The following is a 20,302-nucleotide window of genomic DNA, read 5'->3' as shown; positions in this document are numbered from 1 at the left end:
GAATCTTGTTTAGCGTAACGCACCCTGGCAATTTTCGCCTACCCATGGGGGTGCTCCCCAGCTCACACCAAGCTAATGGACAGGATAATCGCTCGGGTCAGACGGCAACATGAGCGTGCGCCCCGAGGTCAGCGAGAAAGCTAGATTCGCGCGGAAGCGCTCCCACGTCAGGGGCGCGCTATAGGAAGCGATGAGCTCCTGCACTTCTGGGCTGTCCAGCGCGGCGCGCGCCTGGCGGGTCTTGTCCTTGTCATACCACGGCGGGAGATACTCGATGTCCGCGCCCGTGAGTGCTGCTTGCCATTCCAGCTCGAGGGATTTGTCGTGGCCCACGCGCCCGCCTTCCTCGCGGGGCATGCGCGCGGCCATCGGCGTGGCCAGACCGATCGTGTCAAGAACCCGGACATTGAGCGGCGCGTTCATCGACGTCATGCCCAAGTTCACCAAGTACACCGTCGGTGGCTCGTTCATTCCCGGCTCGCGCGGAACGGTGAGCCAGTTGAGCAGGTCCTTTTCTTTATCCTCCACATAGATGGTGGCCAGGGCATCTCCGCCAACGAGTTTCTCGCCGGCTTCTTCGTAGCCGCGCATGAACTTCATCCCCAGGTAATCCCGCGCCGAGCGCGGCGGGTGGCCCGCCTCGCGGTGGGTGGCATAGGTCCAGAAATCACGCTCATCCACGATGGACAGCGGCTTTTCATAGGCATCCCAATCCGTCGGATGCCCGCGCAGCACGATGATGAATGCCCACACCGCGCAGAAGGCCACCGCGAGCGAAGACACAAGGCCCTTGAGCGGCAGCACGAAAACGGGGAGAAGGGCGGCGAAGAGCGGCAGCAGCAGCATACGTCCGTGCATGAAGTCACCGCCGACGCGCAGCACGTACAGCACGTGCACCGCCGCCGCCCCGACCATCAGGTAGGTCACGGTCGTGGCGCTGCGCAGCGCTGCCGGGCGCAGCTGGGCGCGGAAGGTCCACAACGCCGCACCCGCCAGCACGAGAACGGGCAGGTACAGGGCATAAGGCCCCACGAAATCCTTCAGGTAGTTCAGGCCGCTGCCCCACGCGCTTGACGACGCCGACTTGGCCACCGCCGTGTGCGGAGTCACCAGGCCGTAGTAGCCCATGCGGAAGAATTGGTAGCCCGCGGGGATGGGAAGGGCCGCGCCGAGGATGCCTAGCCACGCCTTCCAATTACGGTGTGCCGCCAAGAGCAGCAGGCCGGCCAGTCCGCCGTAGAGCGCAAACTCCGGGCGCACGAGCCAGGACAGCCCGGCCCACAGCGCTAGCCAATAGGCGCTGGCGCTATCGCGGGACTGCGCCCAGTGCTGCAGCAGCGCCCACAGGGCCGCGAGGTAGAAGATGGACAGGCCCCATTCGAGCCCGGAGGTAAAGAAGTCACGAGCCGGGGGCAGCGCGAGGTAGACCAGCGCGCCCGCGGGAGCCACCAGCGGTGCGGCAAACTGGCCCGAGCGGAAGAAGGCGCGTGCCGTGGCCCACGCCCCCAGCACCATCGCCGCTACCGCCAGCACGAGGCCCAGGTTGACGGCGATGGATTCCAGCGGGGCGTTGGTTACCCAGCGCACGAGCAGGATGAGGTATTGCCACAGCGTCGAGGTATTGGCCTCGACGCGCTCGCCCGCGTTGAAGACGGGTCCGTTTCCTTCCTCGAGGTTGCGTACAGTGCGCAGGACGATCAGGCCGTCGTCGGAGATCCAGCGGCGGGCGAATCCACCCCAAAACGAGAAAACTCCGATCACGATGACCGAGGCCAGCGCGCTGAGCGCGGCCGCGGTACGTGTATCGGATTTTCGCATGAGGAGAGAGTTTAGCACTTGCCTTGCCCTGTTCCCGATCGCCGCTGGCTAGCCCACCATTACCGGCATGATGTAGACCGCCATGGCGATGCATGCCAGCCACACCAGGGCCAGAATTTGAAGGACGCGGTCCTCCAGGGCGATCTCGTCCGGTGCACCGCCATTGCCGCGGTCCACATCGGCGGCATAGCGCAGAATGGCGATGGTGAACGGCACCATGGAGATTTGGTACCACACGCTGGCCGGGCCATCAGACTCGTTGGAGAGCTGGAAGCCCCACAGGGAGTAGGACATGACCACGGCAGTAGCCGCCAGCGTCCATACGAAGCGCAGGTAGGTGGGCGTGTAGCCCTCCAGGGATTTGCGGATCTTGGCGCCCGTGCGCTGGGCTAAAAGGATCTCCGAGTAGCGCTTACCCGAGGCCATGAACAAGGAGCCGAACGCAGCCACCAGCAGGAACCACTGGGACAGCTCGATGCCCGCCGCCACGCCGCCGGCCATGGTGCGCAGCATGAAGCCGGAGGACACCAGGGCGATGTCAATCACCGGCATGTGCTTCCAGCCGAAGCAATAGCCCAGCTGCAGGCCGATATAGATAGCCATGACGATGGCGAGCTGCAGACCGGCCGTGGCCAGGAAGGACAGGCCAATCGAGCCGATGATGAGCACGGCCGCCATGACATAGGCCAGGCCCACCGGAAGCACGCCCGCCGCGATCGGGCGGAAGCGTTTCGTCGGGTGCTCGCGGTCAGCCTCCACATCGCGGGCATCGTTGATGAGGTAAATGGAGGACGCGCCCATGCAGAAGACGATGAAGGCAAGGAGGACGTCGAGAAGCACGCGCGAATGGAACAGCGAGTCCGCACCCGCGGCCGCAGGGGCGGCCAAGACCAGGACGTTCTTGACCCACTGCTTGGGGCGCAGGGCCTTGACCATGCCGTCGGCAAGGTTCTTCGGGGGCTTGCGCTTGCGGCCGGTATCGATGCCGGAGGTGTGCGGCTCAGAGTGGAAGACTCTCTGCTCACCGTCGTCGACGCGGTTTGGTCGTTCGCTCATGCGGTCTTCCTTTCATAGCGGTGACATGCTTCCGCGGTGGCGGCCCCCAGCAGGGCGCCGAACGCCGTATCGGATGGGTAATGTACCCCGAGCACCATACGCGAGGCCATCATGACCGGCACACCGACGAGCGGTGCCGGGGTTCCCAGAACGTGCGCGGCACCCACGAGGAACGCCGTTGTGGACGTCGCGTGAGAAGAAGGAAACGACAGCTTAGACGGGGTTTTCACGCCCACCTTGACGTAGTCATAGTCCGGGCGCTTGCGGCGCACAATGCGCTTGATCACAACGCTGGCCGCGTGCGCCGTGAAAGCGCCCACGCCAACAGCTACCCACTGGCGGCGGCGCGCCGGCTTCTGGTAATTCACGGCAGCACCCAGACCAGAGAGAGCCAGCCAGCCCAGGGCGTGCTCGCCGAAGTGGCTTAAGCCCCGCGCGGTGGGCAGAACGCCGGGGGCCTCGAAGGCCACGTCCTGAATCTTCTCGAGGACGTGGGATTCGGCGACAGAAAGCTTATTGGGCATCGAAGACCTTCCGCCAGGACTCGCGGGAGGTCAGCTCCGGCAGGGCCGCGCGGTACTCGGCGCGCAGGTCATCGAAGTTCTCCTCGATTTCCTTGAGCAGCTCGCGGGTGGATTTCACCAGCTCGAGGGCCAGCTCTCGGTCGCGCTTGCGGAAGGCCACGCCGGTGCCGCCCGCGGTGGAGACGGTGGCGGAATCGACGCGGGAGAGCGTGAACCAGCGGGCCTCCTCCGGGGTGAGGTTGAGCTGCGGCGCCTCGTGATGGGCCGGGTCTTCCTTGGTAACCAGGTGCTTGGCAGACTTGATGAGCCACGGAATCTTCTTGATCTTGCCCAGGCGGCCGCCGATGTTGCGGGTGGGCACGCCCGGCGCGCCGGTGGGCGCGGGCAGCTGATCCGCCGACTCGATGATGACGGCGTCCGGGAATTCCTTGCGGATCGCGGCGATGCGCGGCAGCGAGGACTCCAGGATGTCGAAGAGCTGATCCGGGCCGGCCAGGAAGTCCTTCATGGCCTCCAGCTGGATGGCCATGGTGGAGTACTCCATGCACATGGTGTGCTTGAGGGTGGACTTGAAGATGGACTTGGTAATCCCGCGCGCATCGCCCTCGTGGTAAAGGGCCGCCACGATGAGGCGGTTGCGCAGGTGGAAGTAGGCCTGCCAGTCGATGGCATCGTCCTTATCCGCCCACGCCATGTGCCAGATGGCAGCGCCCGGCCAGGTCACCGTGGGGAAACCGTGGGCGGCGGCGCGCAGGGAATATTCGGTGTCATCCCACTTGATGAACAGCGGCAGCGGCTGCCCGATGCTCTCCGCGACGACGCGCGGGAAGAGGCACATCCACCAGCCGTTGTATTCCACGTCGACGCGGCGGTGCAGCGCGCGGGAGTCGTACTTCTTCGGGTCGAGGTGGGACTGGGCGTCACCGATGGCGCGCAGCGGGTACTTGGCAAAGTCGTGGTCGTAAACGGCGTGCTCGGCCGCGCCCCACATGAAGTCGGCGCGGTTGACGCGCTCGCCGGTGGTGCGCAGCTGGGAGCGCTCCTGCAGGTTGAGCATCTGGCCGCCCACGATGAAGGGCTTGGCGGCGTAGCGCGCTGCTTGGACCGCACGAAGGATGGAATCCGGCTCGATGGCGATGTCATCGTCCATGTAGAGGATGTAGGGCGAGTCGGTATTCTCCAGCGCCTCGAACATGATGCGGGAGTACCCACCCGAGCCGCCCAGGTTTCCCTGGCGGAACTCGCGGAAGCGCTCACCGAAGTGCGCCACCGCGTCGTCGTAGCCCGGCTCGTCCGCCGGGTGCTGGTTGCCCTGATCCGGCATAAGGACGTAGTCGATGATGCCGTCCACCACCGGGTCCTCTGCCAGCGCCTGCAGCGCCGCGACGGCATCGGTGGGGCGGTTGAAAGTCGGGATGCCCACGGCGACGCGCTTGTCCTGCGCCGGGTACTCACTGCCGTCCGGTAGGAGCTGCGGGTTCGGGGCGTGGGGGGCGCACCAGGAGGCGTCGGCAAGCACGGTGTCCTCAACGGCAGAGGCATCGAACCACAGCAGGCCGCCGTCCTCGAAGTTCTTCAGGGGCAGCTCAAACTCGTGGTGGCCGGTGGTCACCACGTGGTTGGCCACGGCGATGCGCTGGCCATCCTGCTTGGAACGGTAGAGGGAAATGTTGGCCTCGCCCTCGACGTCCATCACCAGCACGATGGACTTCAGCTGAGACCAGCGGCGCCAGTAGGCGGCCGGGAAGGCGTTGAAGTAGGTCTCGAAGGAGGCTTCCTCGCCGGCCGGGATGGTCACGGAGGTGCGGCCGCTCCAGCTGAGGCGCTCGCGGTTTTGCTCGGACTCGATGAGGTAGAGCATGCGGACGTCGACCGGCTCGCCACGCTTGGGCAGCAGGATGCGCTGTACGGGTTCGTACGCAGCAGATTTGTTGGCAGTCACGATATTTTCGGTTCTCCACACAGGTTTCGACAGTATTCAGGAACCAAGATTAGTGGTTTCGCACTCTTCAGCTGAGTTCCCACGCGGCTGAAAGCTAAGCCGAGAGGGGTGCATCCTCCGAGATGGGTTCGATGCCCAGACGGTTGAGCATGTAAAGCACGCGGGCGCCGAGGTCGTCAGCCAGCTCGCGGGTCTCCTCTACGGTTTCTGCCGTAGCGATATCCCAAATCTTGATGTCCTTGCCGACTTCGTCGCCTATGATTGCGGCGCCAAAAGGAAATCGACCTCGATGGTCACGAACTCGTGGCCGCAATTGTCAGAGGCTCAAGAGAGTGTCGAATCGGAGGGAGATTGAGAAAGTAGAGAACAATACTGACTAATTTTTCGCTAACTGACAACTATTAACTCTGTGCAATAAGAAGGATACTCCTCATAGCAACACATGATCAGAGTGTCTTTCTTCCTATTTAAGTCAGCTCAAAGAGTCGACTTTAGCGAACCTCTTCCCAACTGCTCCCCAAGTGAGATAAACGCCGGTACAAACAAGAAATGCTGCAAAAAGAACGCCAGCAAGGGAAAACGAAACCTTCAGAGAAATCCCCGCCATCACATGCCCCAATGAGGAACCAAGGATGGGCCTGACCCCCGACGTGTCTACTCTCCGGGGGTCAGGCCCCAAGCCCACCCGTGGAGTTCACAACCTATATAGGAACACGCCCCGACGAGGTGACGAGAATCCCCTCGTCGCTGTCGGACGGCGGTTTCCCGACCGGTGGCCCGGCCGCCGGCAAACCTCACCCGCGGCCGCCCGGGCCCTGTCCATGGCCAAGCCCAGTCTGGTGCCCCCGGCGCCAACGACTTCCGGTGCCACCCCGGGACGGTGAATTGCCCGTCATCCTCATTCCCGGGACCGGGTCGTCGAACAGCTCATCGGTACCGGTGCCTCGAACCACGGGCCCCGGGCGCACAGCGCAGCCGATCGCTTTGACGTCCACCCCGAGATGCGCCACGGATACTCCCGAAACGCCGGCAAAACAAACGCGCTTGCCTGGGAACAGCAGATCTCCGGTTCCATGCTGCTGAATGAGCTGACCATCGGCGACATCACTCGACCGGGCGTGCGGTACACCTTCCTGGGCACGCGGCACGACAATGCCGTGCTCCCCCACTAAAACTCCTTCGTGCGGGAACCCGGCGTCACCAACATCACCGTCCAAGACGTGTGCCCCGCCCACCGCACCGAGCACTACGGCTTCAATTACGACCCTGTCGCCCAGGGCATCGTCGAGGACCCGCTGACCGGGACGGCGTGGCGGGACCACTGCACCGGTACCGGACCGGAGCGATAGTCCTCGACGGACGAGGATCAGGCGCCCGGGGAGCCTCCCGTCCGGCACGTCCACGACTCGGCGTAGCGGCCGCCCTTCGCCAGCAATTCATCGTGCGTGCCCCGTTCTGCGACCGTCCCGTCCTCCGAAAGCACGACGATGAGGTCGGCATCGCGGACGGTGTGCAGGCGATGGGCGACGACGATCACGGTGTGATCGCCGCGCAACGCTTCCATCGTGCCGACAATCGCCTGCTCAGTGGCCGCATCCAGCGAGGACGTTGGCTCGTCGAAAAGCACCACCGGGGAATCCTTCAGAAGCGCCCGGGCGATGGCGACGCGCTGCCGCTCGCCTCCCGACAGCAGCGTCCCCTCCTCCCCCACCGGGTTATCCCACCCGGAAGGCAGCAGCTCCACGATGCGGTCCACCCCGGATCGCCGGGCGGCCTCGCGCAAGCGGTCTCCGTCGCCGGGCTTGGAACCGAATCCGGGGTCGGCGAAGACCACGTTGTCCCGCACGGACGCGTCGAAGAGGAACGTCTCCTGGAACACCGGGGTCACCAGCGAGTTTACGCCGTCGGTGCCGATCCGAGGCAAGGGCACCCCGCCAATGAGGATCTCCCCCGAGTCCGGATCATGAAAACGCGACAGCAGCCGCATGACCGTCGTCTTGCCCGCCCCCGACGGTCCCACTACGGCAACCAGTGCTCCCTGAGGTGCACGGAAGCTGACGCCGTCGAGAACCTTCTTATCCCCGTACCCGAAGCTCACGCCGCGGAACTCCACGTCATGCCCGTCGGGCAGCTCCGGTGCGGCAGGCTCGGGAAGGGCGGGGATCGCCCGCAGGTCACGCAGCGCAGCCAACGTGTTGCGGCCCGCGCCGAAACCGCCGGACAACGCTCCCGCCGTGGTGATAGGTCCGGTGAACTGGACGACCACAATGAGCATCGGCGCCAAATGCGCCGGTGACATCCCGCCCGTCGCGGCGACCGCCACGGCGACGACCACCGCCGCCGTGAACACCGCATGGACGACCGAGCCCAACCGTCCGATGGCCGCGCCTTGCGTCGACGTCGCCTTCGCGAACGCATCGTGTTGGGCCTGGATCGCCTCATCCACCATCGCGTCCGCCGCCGAACCGTCGCCCGCGGCGCGAATCACCTGCTGGCCGCGGGTGAACTCGATCAGCCTGCCGGAGACGGCAGCTACGGCGTCAGCATGCGCTTCGTCCGACTCCCCGCCAACCCGGCCAATGGCCCGGTAGGCGAAGAAGAGCACCGGCGCCGACGCGACGAGAACCAACCCGACGCGCCAATCCACCGCCAGAATTCCGAGAGCGATGACGGTCGGCGCAACCACAGCAGCGATGACGGGCCTCAGGATCACGTGCGGCACGGACGCCGCGAACGCCATGCCCGAAGACGCCATCTCCGAAAAGCGGCCGGCCGTGGACTTGGTGACGTACCCGAGTGGCAACGTCAGCACGCGTTCGCCCAGGGAACGCAGCAGGGACGACAGCACCGCTGCGGAATTCGCCCTGCCGACCGTCCCCGCGGCGAGGGACAGCACCGCATGGGCGGCCGCGAGGCCGGCGATGACGCCGGTGAAACGCCACGCCGTCGCATCATCTCCCACGGCCAGAGCCGACAGCAGCGGCAGCAGCGCGACGAACGCCGCACCCTGTGCCAGCGCGGCAAGCGCGGCCAACGCAATGAGCCACGCCAGCGTCATCTTCGAGCGCCGATCCGTCATCGACCACAAGTCCCGGATCATCGGTTCCCTGCCTTTTCATCGTCTGCTTCAGTGCCCCGCGGGGCGGATGGTTCGTCGTCGAGCGCGAACGCGCGCCACAGATCCCGGTAGCGGCCACCGCGCGCAAGCAACTCGTCGTGGGTGCCCGCCTCCGCGACCGCTCCCCCATCGAGAACGAGGATGCGGTCGGCGTTGCGGATCGTGCTCAATCTGTGCGCAATCACGATCACCGTCCGCGAACGAGCCAAACGCTCGATTGCGGACTGAATGAGGGCCTCGGAAGCCGGATCCGCGTAAGCGGTTGCCTCGTCGAAGATGAGCACCGGCGCGTCCGTGACAATCGACCTCGCGATGGCCACGCGCTGCGCCTCACCACCGGAAAAGGTCACGTCGACGTTGACCACCGAATCCAGGCCCTTCGGCAGCGCCGCGATGACCGTATCGAGGTTCGCGAGCTTCGCGGCCGCCATGATTTCGCCGTCGGTGGCGTCTCTCCTGGCCAGCCGGATGTTCTCCCGCAAGGGCAGCGTGAGCAACTGCGGATCCTGGAACACCACCGACACCGAACGGTGCACGTCGCGCACGGCGATGTCGCGAAGATCGTCGCCGCCCAGCAGCACCGAGCCTTCGACAGGGTCGTGGAAACGTGCCAACAGCCGGGCGACGGTGGACTTTCCGGAACCGGAGGACCCCACCAGCGCCGTGAGGGTCCCCGGTTCGAACGTCGCGGACATCCCGTCGAGGACCCGCGGCCCATCCCCGTAGGAGAAGACCAGGTTCCGAACCTCGAGCGCGCCCCCGCGCGCGGGCACCGGATCGGCGGGCTCGGCGATCGGCGGCGTGCTCAGCACCTTCGCAATGGACTTCAGAGCGGCGAGCCCCGCGATGATGGGTTCGGAGTTCATGGCCACCCGCACGATCGCCGCGGAGAGTCCAAGGCCGAGAACCAGCCCGGCGACGAGACCCTCGGGTTTGCCGCCCGCGGTGTCCCTCAAAGCGAGGCCGGCGCCGCACACCACTGCGAGGACCGTGATCGGGGACGTCACCACGTCGATGAGCCCGAGATAGATGTTCGACTGCCGGGACCAGGCGGACCACGCGCGGACGAACGACGACGCCGCGGCATCGTAGCGGCCCGCGCCCTGGTTGGCGCGTCCGAAGGACTTCATCACAGGGATGCCGCGCACCAACTCGATGACCGCAGCCGTCACTTTTTCAGAGGCTCGCTCGTAGTCGCGCTGAAGATCGGCTCCGCGCGAAATCATCATGCCCATCAGGGCGAAGGTGACCAGCACTGGGACGACCGCCACCGCCGCGATCCGCCAATCGACCGCGACGAGCGCGATGAGGGAAAGCAGGGGAACCAGCACCGCCACCACGGTCTCGCCGACGGTGTGGCCCATGAGCTGGTGGACGGCCGCGACGTCCTTCTCAACCGACCCGATGATCCCCGACGAGCGCCGGGCGTCCAGCCAGCCCAGCGGCAGCTTCCGGATATGGGCAACCAACCGGCGCCGGAGGTGGAGCTGCAGGTCGTTATCCGCCCGGTGCGAGAGCATGCCGGCGGCGCCGTCTGCAGCCATTCGCACCGTCGCGGCGACGACGATGACAGCCACGGCCAACCACGTCCGATGCACCGGGGCCTCCGGGTACGTCATCGCGATGTCGATGATGCCGACCAGCGAAGCGACGGTAGCCACCGACGACAGGACGGACAACGCGACCACCGCACGCATCCGGGTCCGGATCGGGGCGAGCAGCGACCACGGGCCGACGGTCCCGTCCACGGCGCTCACTTCCCCGCCTCCCCGATCACGCTTTTCTTCGCGAGAGTGCAGAAATACACCATGCCGGCGCGTGAGGCTCCGTCCAGCTTCAGCCCGTTGGCTTCGGCGAGGTCCTCGAGCTCGCTGCCCCGGAACACCCGGTGGCCCATCTTCGCCATGACGGCCATGTCGACCCGCTCGTTCACGTCGGGATCCTCGACGAACGTCTGCACGTAAGCGATGCCGCCGTCGGCGAGCAGCCCGGAGACCCTGCCGAGCGCGGCTCCCGCATCCTTCATTTGGTGGAGCGCGCCGCACACCCAGATTTCACAGGCCCCGCCGGGCTCTCCCGCGAGCGGCGTGAGGATGTCGGCAACGTGGAATTCCGTCCGGGCCCCGAGCCCGTCGGCGGCGGCGCGTTCGCGGGCGATGCGGATCGCATTGGGCGACAGGTCGTAGCCGACGATGTTCGCCCTGCGATAGCGAGACTCAGCGGCGAGCGTGCGGGCGAGCCACCCGGTTCCGCAACCGAGGTCGAGGACCCGGGCCGGCGTATCCGGCCCGGGATCCAGCGCACGGAGCTTCCGGTACACGGCAGCGACGTCCATCGGTTCGCGCGCATAGCGGCTTAGGAACCTCGGCTGGACCTTGTCCTCGTAGGCCGCGAGGAGCCTGCGGTTGTTCTGGACGATCTGGGCGATCGACTTCATCTGGTTCTGTCTCCGGGTGTGTGGGCCGCGTCCACGCGGCGGTTTCGGGTTAGATGCTCGGATTCGCGGGCCGTCATGCAGACTCCCCCGGCCTCGTTTTCACGGCGATGCCCCACGCCGCGAGCACGGCGATACCAAAGAACCAGGCCGCGCAGACCACCAGACCCGCAGCCCCGGTGCCGTTGACGGCCTCGCCGGCCGCGGATACGGGGGTGTGCCCGGCGATTCCGCGCAGGAGGGGACGGAAGTGGTCGGCGGGCATGAGCACCGTGTTGACGAACATCGCAACGATGATTAACGGGATGAGGGCCACGGAGCCCTGGGGGCTGGTGATGGAGAACGCGATGTACGTGCCGGTGCATGCGGCCGCCGCGGCAACCATCGCGCCGGTCACCGCGATCCTCCACCACCAGGACGCCTCAGGGGGGCTGTCGGAAAGCAAGGCGGCCACCGCCGCGACGACGACCGACATCGCCATGATCCGGATGAACTCAGCGATGATCCGTGCGACCGGCACGGCCGCGTACGGCGCCGGCATGGTGATCAACCGCTCGTGGAGGCCATTGCTGCGTTCAACGAACACAGTGGACGATCCCGTGATGGCCAAGATGAACGCCCACGTCGTCACGACCAGGATGACCGCGTTCGGGAGTTCGAACTCTCCGGTGAGCTGCCTGACCAGGCTACCGAACATGCGGTTGACGATGAACAGGTACACGAGCGGAGCAATGAACGTCATGAACCAGAAGTCGGGGCGCCGCAGCCAAATGTGGGCAATGCGCCGCAGATGCACGAAGATGGGGCCGATCATGATTCGCTCCTCGAGGTGAACCGGCGGATGAACAAGACGATTCCGGCGACCGCCGCGACACCGAGCCACAGGGCTGCCTCTTCCCCGGCACTATCCGGGAAGGCATCCGGGGACGCCGCCCTGATCACCTCGATGATCGGCGAAAACGGCATGTGGCGCACGACGTCGCGCAGGGAGCCGTCCAAAGCGGTCGCCGGAATGAACGCGGTGGAGAACATGAGCAGCAGCATTTCCAGCGCCTGGATCGATGAGGCTGTCGACACCGGGGCGGGCACCATCAGGATCACCCCGTCCGTGACCAGGGACAGGACCGCGGCGGCGAGCAGTGACCACAGGACTGTCCACGCGACGTCACCGAGAGCCATGTCGAGGCCGCAGGACCACGCGACGACCAGCAGCGCCGCGATCGACGCGGACATCCGCAGCACATCGGTGGCGAGCCTGCCGGCGACATAGCCGCCTGTGGCCCCGGGCAGCACGCGCACGCGGTCAACGAGCCCGGATTCGACGTCCTGTCCCACCGCCATCGCCGACGCCGCGGCAGTGAACATCGCCGCCTGGAACAGGCAGCCGCCGAGCACGAAACGCAGGTACCCGAAGCCGGATTGTCCCGCCGAGTACCCAAACACCGCGTACAGGCACAGCAGGAAGAGGGTCGGAACTACGAACATGGAGATCAGCGACGCGGTGTTGCGTCGCAACAGCAGCAAATCCCGACGGAGAAACGCCGCGACCGACGTCGCACTCATCGCGCCGCACCCCCTGCGTTCATCGATATGAACACCTCGTTGAGGGTGGGCGGCGACACGCTCAGCGAATCCGGCGACGCTTCCGAGGCCTCCATCGCCTGCGCCACCGCCTCGAGGACCTGCGGTCCGGGGTCGACGTCGAGGGACACCGACTTCCCCGCGACGCGGACGCCGTCCAGGCACGTTCGTCCGAGGCAGCGGGCGAACGCCTCCGCCTCGGCGGTGGTGGCAAAGGACACGCGGAGCACGTGCGACCCGAAGTCGCGGCGCAATTCCTCCGGCGTTCCGCTGGCGACGATGCGGCGGTCCTTGAGCAGATGGACGTGGTCTGCCAGCGCCTCCGCCTCTTCCAGGTACTGGGTGGTCAGCACCAGGGTCATTCCGTCGTCCCGCAGTTGCCGGATGAAGCCCCACAGCTCTTCGCGGCTGACCGGGTCCAGCCCCGTCGTGGGTTCGTCGAGGAACAGCAGCCTGGGCACGACGCACAGCGACGCGGCGATGTCGAGACGGCGCCGCATGCCACCCGAATAGGCCGACGCCAACGTCGAAGCACTGTCTGCGAGCGAGAATTGCGCGAGCAGTTCCGTCGCGCGGGCGGCCGCGTCGGCGCGGTCGAGTCCGCGCAGCCGCCCGAAGAACTCCAGGTTCTCCCAGCCGGTGAGGTTCTCGTCGATCGCCGCGAATTGGCCGGTGGTGGCAATGTCGGCGCGCACGCCCGCCGGGTCCTCTTTCACATCGCGCGAGAAGATGCTCACCTCGCCGGAGTCTGCGGTAATGAGCGTCGACAGGATTCGGATGAGGGTGGTCTTGCCTGCGCCGTTGTGGCCGAGGAACGACACGATCGACCCGGCGGGCACGGTGAAACTCACGCCGTCGAGCACATGCTTGCGCATCCGGGCGCCGCGCTTTCCCTTGCGCCCGCCGTCCGGCGGAGCACCTGCCCCGCCTTCGGGCGCGGTGCCGGCTTTGCCCGCAATCGGGTAGCTCTTCGTGAGGTCGCGGACGACGATCGCCGCACCCCGTTCAGCTTGATCTGTCATCGTTTCTCCTTTTCTTTGGTGTCGCAGTGGGCCGCTGCCGGCAGTGGCCCCGTGGTCGGGTTGTCATGCGGCGTTTCGATATGGATGCCCGCATCGCGGGCGAAGGCGAGGACCGGTTCGAGGAGCCGGGGGTGGCCGACGAGATCCCGGCACCCCGGCGCGACCGGCTTCCCCGCGACCGACGCAACGGTGGCGGCAGCAATCGCCGCGGTCATTTTGTAGGAACCTGGGCCGGTCGCCCGGACTACGGTCGTCTCGGCCGCCGGCCCCGCATCGCCCGCGCCGGCGTAGACGCAGCCCCAGAACGCCCGGATGAGCCCGCGGTTCTCCGAAACTTGGAAGATCACGCGATCGCCGGGGCCGATGCCGGCTTCAGCCAACCGAGTCGCAGCCGCCACCGCCTCCGCATGGACCCGGCCGTACGGGACGAGGACGTCCCGCCGATTCTCGACGAAGGTGATCCCCTTCTTCGTCTCATCGGCCTTGTCCCGAAGCACGTCGCTGATGGTCCGGATCGTGTTCACTGGTACCTCTTTCGGTTGCCGGCGCCATGCCGGTGCCGGGCGGACCGGGCCCGCATGGCGCGACCCGGAGGATGTGTCTGAAGGGTTGAAGCAACTGGGTGGGGCGCGTCTCCGTACAGGCTCGGAAACGCTCGCGGGCTCGGGGCCCGCCGGTTCCGGGTGCCCGTCAAGTCACTGCGGACACCAGGGCGGCAACGAAGGCCGCGGCGGACGCTGCAGCCGCGAAACCGTCACGCACTCGCCAGGGGTGATCGGTGCGGAAGGTACGTCGCGGATGGCGGCCGAAGTTGCGCATCACCAGGGTCAGGGACAGCTTTTCGGCGCAGCGCACGGCGCTGACGAACAGGGGAAAGGCGATGCGCGCGGGCGTCGTCGCGCGAATGAAGCCGGAGCGGAAAGACTGCCCCGGTCGCATCGAGCGCAATCTAATCGCCCATGTCAGCTGGGGGATTTCGCTGCGCAGGAACGCCGCGATGCTCACCCCGGAAATCGCTATGGTGCACCATGTGTAGGGCACCCGGAGGCGTTGCACCATGGCGTCGAAAAGCTCCTCGACGCGCATACACGCGGAGACCAGGACCGTCCCCGCAAACACGGCCGTCAGTAGCAGTCCGTGATGGATGCCGTGGCGGACAGCCTCCGCCGGATCCCCACTGCCGTAGAACTCGGAGCGCCACCCGAGCAGGCCGAAGAACACCCCGATCAACAGGACGAGGAGGACCTTCCCCGCCGTCGCCCGAACGTCGCGTTCCGCGATCGCAGCGAGCGCGAGGAACGCGACCCCCGTCAGAGCGAGAACGGCGTCTCCGCCGGAGAGCAGCCCGGCGACGAGGACGAGCATCACCGCCGCGACAATCGTGATGGCGTTCAACCCCGCGCGCCTTCGAGCGGCGGATCCACTGGTCCAGGGGCTTTCGTCCAAGGACGTCCGTGCGCCGGCCGCGGGCAGTGCGCGATCCCGCCGGGACGACTCCGGGGAAGCCGGCACGTCGGCTGCGGGACCGGACCAGGCGACCTTCCCTTCGGCGACGATGCTCGCCCGATCCGCCCACGTTCGCGCAGCACGGCGGTCGTGGCACGTGAACACAACGGTTCCGCCGGCCCCTGCGTATTCCGCTAGGGCATCCAGTACGATGCGCGAGCTCGGCGAATCCAGATGCGCCAACGGCTCGTCGAGAAGCAGCAAACGGCGATTGGCCGCCACCGCCAGGAAGATGCCCAGCCGTCTTTTCTGTCCGCCCGACAGGACGAACGGCGAGACGGGGTCAAGTGCCCGGGGGCACAAGGCTTCCCGCAGTTTCCACAGCTCATCGGCGCCGAGTGGTCCGTGCGGGTCCGTGCCGGCCAGCGCGGAGTCGATTTCCGCGGCGACGGTCGCGCGGGTGAACTGGTGCTCGGGGTTCTGGAACGCCAACGACGCGAAGGCGTCGGGGACGCGCCGGGCGGACGCGCCGTCAATCCGGAGGTCCGCTCCCGCCTTCATCTGGCCCGACAGCACCGCCAGCAAGGTGGACTTACCGACTCCGTTGGCACCGACTAGGGCATGAATCTCGCCCCGTTCCAGTGTCAGATCGGCCCCGTTCAGGATCCGCTCCCTGCCCCGGGCCACATGGGCTCCGGTCAAGGCCAGCAGTGGAACGGCGTCCGCCTCCGATTCCGGATCGGCGCCATCCCCGGCTCCCCGGGGCCTTCGCCGCCGGTCCGGACTGAGACGGTCCGGTGCCCCCGTGCCCGGCGTACTGGCGTCCGGCGCTCCGGCGGTCGCGGCCGACGTCGCAATGCCCTTCACCGCGATACCCTCCGGCGCTCCGTGCGCGGCGACGCTCCCGTCCGCATCGAGGATTGTCACCGTGTCGACCCACCCGTCGAACGGACGGAGGTCGTGCTCGATGAGCAGGATGACGCGCCCCGGGGCCCGCAAATCACGGATGGCGGCGAACAGCGCCCGCCGACCGTCCTCGTCGACGTGGGCGGCGGGCTCGTCGAAGATCATGACCTCCGGCGCCCTGGCCACCGCACCAGCGATGGCCATCCGCTGGCGTTGCCCGCCCGACAAAGCCCACGGATCCTTCTCCGCGAGCTCTGACAGCCCGAGCTCCGATAGAGCCTCGGCTGATCGCTTGGCGACGATACCGGCTTCCACGAGGGAAAACTCGAGGGCCATGGCCACGTCATCGACGACTCGGAGCGTGAGCACCTGCGTCGCCGGGTCTTGCCCGACGAAGGTGACCCGGTCCCCGTCCACGGGGCGTTCGGTGCCGTCGGCATCGACGATGTGCACGAATCCGGCATGGTCGATGGGGATGTGCGAGGGAATCAGTCCAGCGATGAGGTGGGCCAGGCTTGTCTTTCCGCATCCCACGGGTCCCGTGATGGCGTTGATCGTGCCGAAATCGAAGGAGAGATCCACCATGTCGGGTGCCCATCGCCCATCGGCGTGCCGCACGCCCGCGCCCCTAACCCGTAACCGGGCCGGGGCCGTCCCGCGTGTCGCACCGGCGCACGCGGGTGCTCCGCCGGTCACCGGGTGACCCCGCGGCTGCGAAGCCCCTTTGCGACGGCAAAGCCCAGGACCAAAAACACCAAGCTCGAGGCCAAGGCTACGGCGAAGCTGATCAGGGTCATGGGCGTGGTCGGCGAGTCGACGCCAACTGCGCGCGGGGCCATCGTTCCCATCAGCGCGGAGAACAACATCGCCGACGCCACGAACTGGGTACGCGTCCACCGCCGGTACAGGGTGACCATGAATGGAAGCTCGATGAGCAATCCTTCCATGATCAGCGCCCCGATCGCGGCGACGCCGAACGGGGTGGTCGCCGCGGACACGACGCCCATGGCAAGGCACGCAATGAGGCTCGCGCCAGGCTTGCGGACGACGATGAGGGGAACGACGCACTGCAGGAACCACAACCCGAGCGTCGCCGCGACGAGATAAACGTGGGCGATGCCGGCGAACACCTGCAGGTAGGTCAGGGGCACGACGACGAGAGACCCCGCGACGCCGATCGCGGCGGCGACGAGCATATCGCGGGTGGATGGTCGGCCACCCGCTGCGACCGGTGCGACGTGTACCAACCGCCCGTCGTCCGTCTGCGACGCCACCGCGTCGCCGTCGCCCGTCCCGTCCGGGCCCGCGTCCCCGACTCCCCCTCCGGAGAGGGGTTCTCTGGTCGATCCACGTTTTCTGTTCATCGTCGCCGCCTCGCTTCCGTTGCCGATTCCCGATCGGAACATAACTTGAAACAGTATTAGGTTAGGCAATCCTTATCAACTTATGCCAGACTCGAATTATTGACTTTGCCCCCGCTTCCCCCCATTACGTTGTTAGCAGTTCCACCTCAGGGCACCGAAGATTCATAGCCTGTCCACCCGATTGGGCTGGTTATGTTTATTTCCGGTCCCTCCGTCTGAAAGGACAGTGGAACTAGTCGCTGGCTTCGGTATGGCTTGTTCCCGCCCCTGTCTGAAAATGATCCGGGGGTGATGCCGCCGAAGACAGTGACATCCTCAAACTGCTAATAGGAACCCGACCCAGCCCAGGTGGTATGAGGTCTCACAGTAATGTGGATGCCAGCGCAAGCATGTCCGACAACCCCAGCGATGAAGCTTAAATAGTCCAACTTCTCATTCATCGCTAGGAGGCATACACCCATGGCCTATGACTTCGTCATTGGCGTAGACGTCGGCAAATACTTCCACCACGCCTGCGTCCTCGATCCCCAAGGCAGGCAAGTCCTGTCCAAACGCATCAATCAGCATGAAGGCTCGCTACGCAAGCTCTTCGGCCAATTCCTCGCCGACAACGCCTCGGTCCTTGTTATTCCCAACAACATCGGCCGGTTGACCGTCGCAGTCGCCCAAGACATGGGGGCAGATGTTCGCTATCTACCAGGGCTTGCGATGCGACAGCTCTCTCGCATCCACGTCGGCAACTCCAAGACCGATGTACGCGACGCCTACGTCATCGCCCATGCCGGCCTTAACCTTCCAGATTCCCTGCGCAGTGTCGACCGCGTTGAGGAAGTCTTTATCCAGCTGATTTAGGCCGTGACAGCGGCATCCTCCGAGATGGGCTCGATTCCCAGGCGGTTGAGCATGTAGAGCACGCGGGCGCCGAGGTCATCGGCCAGCTCGCGGGTCTCCTCCACGGTCTCGGCGGTGGCGATGTCCCAAATCTTGATGTCCTTGCCGGCCTCGTCGCGCGGGATCTCGCGGCCCAAGTACACGATGTAATCCGGGATGGTCACCAGACGCAGGTCCTCGAGGTAGCGGTCCGGGTGCTCCGCCATGCCGCGCTCTTGGAGCACGTGGGCCATGTGGGAGTCGGGGTCGTTTTCGGGGTGGGCTACGGCGGCGTCGACAAGCAGGGCCTCGCCGGCGTACTTCTTCGTCAGCGCTACGGCAGCCTGCGCCAGCGCGTGGTCAGCTCCTGCGGCGAAACGCACGTGGATGCGGTGGGTGCCGAAGTGCTCGCGGACCTCGCGCTCCACCATCACGGGGATGAACTCTTCTAAGGTTGCGCCGGCCTCGTGGCGCTCAATGGTGGCGTCGAGGAAGGAATCAATCTCCTGCGCGGTGTACTCGTGGCCATAATCTGCGTGCAAGTCTTGGCGCAACGTATCGAAACGGCGGGCATTCGGGGAAGTCATCTCTAAACTCACTTTCTGTTCGCCTATTGTTAACCTGCTGTTAACTTTAATCAATCGTTGAGCGTCCGACAAGTTTTATGTGCGGCGTCCCGGCCCCGTGCGCTGGCGAAACCTCCCAAAGAAAGGCCAAAGGCCTGCCGGGTGTTCCGGCAGGCCTTCCTGGATTGTTCCTTCTTCTTATCGGGAATGCGCGTTGCGCGACTGCGCAGCTTGAGGTGTTCCTCGAGCCGCTCCGGGGACATCTTCCACATGCTGCGGTCTGCACGCTTCTTCTTGCGCTGGGCCATGCCGTCACCTCCTTCCATCGAGGTGTCTCAGCATAGCGCGCCACGGGGACTAACCCGTACAGGCCGCACGCGGCTTAGTGGCCGCGCTCCTGCTCCAGGGCCTTGCCCTCATTCCAGAACGGGGCCAGCTTGTTATCGAACATGCTCAGCGCGGACGCGATGGCCATGTGCATGTCCAGGTACTGGTAGGTGCCCAGGCGGCCACCAAAAAGAACCTGGTTCTCGCGGGCCTCAGCGGCGGCGAGCTTGCGGTAGGCCTCCAGCTTGGAGCGGTCCTCCGGGGTGTTAATCGGGTAGTACGGCTCATCGCCCTTCTCGGCAAAGCGCGAGTACTCCTTCATAATCACCGTCTTGCCCTTGGGGTACTTATCGGCGCGCTCCGGATGGAAGTGGCGGAACTCGTGGATGCGGGTGTAGTCCACGTCCGCATCGTTGTAGTTCATCACCGGGGTGCCCTGGAAGTCACCGGTCTCCAGCACCTCCAGGTCAAAGTCGAGCGTGCGCCAGCCCAGCTCACCCTCGGCGAAGTCGAAGTAGCGATCCAGTGGGCCGGTGTAGACCACCGGCGCGCTTGGCGACGCCCCCCGCACTTCCTCGCGCACGTCGAACCAGTCGGTGCCCAGACGGACGTCGATAAGCTCGTGCTCCGCCATCTTCTCCAGCCAGGCCGCGTAGCCGTCGACGGGCAGGCCCTCGTAGGTGTCGTTGAAGTAGCGGTTGTTGAAGGTATAGCGCACCGGCAGGCGCGTGATGTTGCCGGCCGGCAGCTCCTTCGGATCGGTCTGCCACTGCTTTGCGGTGTAATCGCGGATGAATGCCTCGTAGAGCGGGCGGCCAATGAGCGCGATGGCCTTTTCCTCCAGGTTCTGCGCCTCATCTACGGCGAACTCGCCGGCCTGCTCCTTGATGAGCTCGCGCGCCTCATCCGGGGAGTAGTAGCGGCCGAAGAACTGGTTAATCAGGCCCAGGCCCATGGGGAACTGGTAGGCCGTGCCGTCGTGCATGGCGAAGACGCGGTGCTGGTAGTCGGTGAAGTCGGTGAACTGGTTGCAGTACTCCCACACGCGCTTGTTCGAGGTGTGGAAGAGGTGCGCGCCGTACTTGTGGACCTCGATGCCGGTCTCCGGCTCGGCCTCCGAGTAGGCGTTGCCGCCCAGGTGCTCGCGGCGCTCGACGATGAGCACCTTCTTGCCCAGCTGGGAGGCTGCGCGCTCGGCCACGGTCAGGCCAAAGAATCCAGATCCAACAACGATGAGGTCATATGCAGTCATGGCCACCAGCTTAAGGCAGCAACACGTGCAAAACGGCGGGTGACACCCAAGCGAGGAAACTCGCGTGTCACACCTT

Annotated in this window: 18 protein-coding genes and 2 pseudogenes; 2 read left to right on the top strand and 18 right to left on the bottom strand. The window is 65.8% G+C overall.

The window, feature by feature from the left end; all coding sequences use genetic code 11:
• Positions 1-72: 72 nt before the first annotated feature.
• From HMPREF2698_RS03965 to HMPREF2698_RS13180, 6 genes and pseudogenes are all read right to left on the bottom strand, one after another.
• Positions 73-1,818: an arabinofuranosyltransferase AftB family protein gene (locus HMPREF2698_RS03965; RefSeq protein ID WP_070562241.1), complete on the bottom strand. Its 1,746-nt coding sequence runs from the start codon at positions 1,816-1,818 to the stop codon at positions 73-75.
• A 48-nt stretch (positions 1,819-1,866) separates the two neighbouring features.
• Positions 1,867-2,874, bottom strand: coding sequence for a decaprenyl-phosphate phosphoribosyltransferase (locus HMPREF2698_RS03960; protein ID WP_070517732.1), 1,008 nt, complete (start codon positions 2,872-2,874; stop codon positions 1,867-1,869).
• A complete protein-coding gene (locus HMPREF2698_RS03955; RefSeq protein WP_070517733.1) occupies positions 2,871-3,398 on the bottom strand; it encodes a phosphatase PAP2 family protein in 528 nt (175 codons plus the stop codon). Before HMPREF2698_RS03955 ends, HMPREF2698_RS03960 begins: the two co-directional genes overlap by 4 nt.
• Complete coding sequence (locus HMPREF2698_RS03950) at positions 3,388-5,340, bottom strand: glycosyltransferase (protein WP_070523817.1); 1,953 nt, start codon at positions 5,338-5,340, stop codon at positions 3,388-3,390. Before HMPREF2698_RS03950 ends, HMPREF2698_RS03955 begins: the two co-directional genes overlap by 11 nt.
• Before the next feature lie 94 nt (positions 5,341-5,434).
• Positions 5,435-5,593 (bottom strand): annotated as a pseudogene (locus tag HMPREF2698_RS03945) (protein tyrosine phosphatase); the annotation flags it as partial.
• A 541-nt stretch (positions 5,594-6,134) separates the two neighbouring features.
• Positions 6,135-6,509 (bottom strand): hypothetical protein, encoded by a 375-nt coding sequence (locus tag HMPREF2698_RS13180; RefSeq protein WP_141748922.1) that lies wholly within the window; start codon positions 6,507-6,509, stop codon positions 6,135-6,137.
• Positions 6,510-6,521: 12 nt separating this feature from the next.
• Here HMPREF2698_RS13180 and HMPREF2698_RS13415 point away from each other — a divergent pair, with 12 nt between their 5' ends.
• Entirely contained in the window at positions 6,522-6,689 is a 168-nt protein-coding gene (locus tag HMPREF2698_RS13415) for a hypothetical protein (protein WP_154762579.1), read from the top strand.
• A gap of 17 nt (positions 6,690-6,706) precedes the next feature.
• On the opposite strand, the gene HMPREF2698_RS03940 is transcribed toward HMPREF2698_RS13415, so the two are convergent.
• From HMPREF2698_RS03940 to HMPREF2698_RS03900, 9 genes are all read right to left on the bottom strand, one after another.
• Positions 6,707-8,440, bottom strand: coding sequence for an ABC transporter ATP-binding protein (locus tag HMPREF2698_RS03940; protein ID WP_070517736.1), 1,734 nt, complete (start codon positions 8,438-8,440; stop codon positions 6,707-6,709).
• The gene (locus tag HMPREF2698_RS03935) at positions 8,437-10,215 is read right to left on the bottom strand and encodes an ABC transporter ATP-binding protein (RefSeq protein ID WP_070531852.1); all 1,779 of its coding nucleotides are present in this window, start codon (positions 10,213-10,215) and stop codon (positions 8,437-8,439) included. Before HMPREF2698_RS03935 ends, HMPREF2698_RS03940 begins: the two co-directional genes overlap by 4 nt.
• The gene (locus HMPREF2698_RS03930; protein WP_070562239.1) at positions 10,212-10,895 is read right to left on the bottom strand and encodes a class I SAM-dependent methyltransferase; all 684 of its coding nucleotides are present in this window, start codon (positions 10,893-10,895) and stop codon (positions 10,212-10,214) included. Before HMPREF2698_RS03930 ends, HMPREF2698_RS03935 begins: the two co-directional genes overlap by 4 nt.
• Positions 10,896-10,968: 73 nt before the next feature.
• A complete protein-coding gene (locus HMPREF2698_RS03925; RefSeq protein WP_070523826.1) occupies positions 10,969-11,706 on the bottom strand; it encodes an ABC transporter permease in 738 nt (245 codons plus the stop codon).
• Positions 11,703-12,455: an ABC transporter permease gene (locus tag HMPREF2698_RS03920; RefSeq protein ID WP_070562236.1), complete on the bottom strand. Its 753-nt coding sequence runs from the start codon at positions 12,453-12,455 to the stop codon at positions 11,703-11,705. The genes HMPREF2698_RS03925 and HMPREF2698_RS03920 overlap by 4 nt, the downstream gene beginning before the upstream one ends.
• Positions 12,452-13,495: an ABC transporter ATP-binding protein gene (locus HMPREF2698_RS03915; protein WP_070562234.1), complete on the bottom strand. Its 1,044-nt coding sequence runs from the start codon at positions 13,493-13,495 to the stop codon at positions 12,452-12,454. The genes HMPREF2698_RS03920 and HMPREF2698_RS03915 overlap by 4 nt, the downstream gene beginning before the upstream one ends.
• Complete coding sequence (locus HMPREF2698_RS13590) at positions 13,492-14,019, bottom strand: hypothetical protein (protein WP_232745441.1); 528 nt, start codon at positions 14,017-14,019, stop codon at positions 13,492-13,494. The genes HMPREF2698_RS03915 and HMPREF2698_RS13590 overlap by 4 nt, the downstream gene beginning before the upstream one ends.
• A 166-nt stretch (positions 14,020-14,185) precedes the next feature.
• Positions 14,186-16,432, bottom strand: a complete 2,247-nt coding sequence (locus HMPREF2698_RS03905; RefSeq protein WP_232770745.1) for an ATP-binding cassette domain-containing protein — start codon at positions 16,430-16,432, stop codon at positions 14,186-14,188.
• Between the two features lie 107 nt (positions 16,433-16,539).
• The gene (locus HMPREF2698_RS03900; protein ID WP_230307979.1) at positions 16,540-17,043 is read right to left on the bottom strand and encodes an ECF transporter S component; all 504 of its coding nucleotides are present in this window, start codon (positions 17,041-17,043) and stop codon (positions 16,540-16,542) included.
• A gap of 627 nt (positions 17,044-17,670) precedes the next feature.
• Between HMPREF2698_RS03900 and HMPREF2698_RS03895 the strand changes: the two are divergent.
• Positions 17,671-18,057 (top strand): annotated as a pseudogene (locus HMPREF2698_RS03895) (IS110 family transposase); the annotation flags it as partial.
• 2 nt (positions 18,058-18,059) lie between these two features.
• Here the strand turns inward: HMPREF2698_RS03895 and HMPREF2698_RS03890 are convergent.
• The 3 genes from HMPREF2698_RS03890 to glf form a co-directional block, all read right to left on the bottom strand.
• Positions 18,060-18,668 carry a three-helix bundle dimerization domain-containing protein gene (locus HMPREF2698_RS03890; protein WP_046647606.1) on the bottom strand — a complete coding sequence of 203 codons (609 nt, stop codon included), beginning with the start codon at positions 18,666-18,668 and terminating at the stop codon, positions 18,060-18,062.
• A gap of 50 nt (positions 18,669-18,718) precedes the next feature.
• Positions 18,719-18,955, bottom strand: a complete 237-nt coding sequence (locus HMPREF2698_RS03885) for a hypothetical protein (protein WP_046647607.1) — start codon at positions 18,953-18,955, stop codon at positions 18,719-18,721.
• A gap of 74 nt (positions 18,956-19,029) precedes the next feature.
• Complete coding sequence (gene glf, locus HMPREF2698_RS03880; RefSeq protein ID WP_070525930.1) at positions 19,030-20,226, bottom strand: UDP-galactopyranose mutase; 1,197 nt, start codon at positions 20,224-20,226, stop codon at positions 19,030-19,032.
• Positions 20,227-20,302 lie beyond the last annotated feature (76 nt).

It is taken from the genome of Corynebacterium sp. HMSC072A02, assembly GCF_001810085.1.
Taxonomy (GTDB): Bacteria; Actinomycetota; Actinomycetes; order Mycobacteriales; family Mycobacteriaceae; genus Corynebacterium; species Corynebacterium hesseae.
The sequence above is the reverse complement of the archived record's forward strand: the minus strand, read 5'-3'. Positions and strand labels throughout refer to the sequence as shown.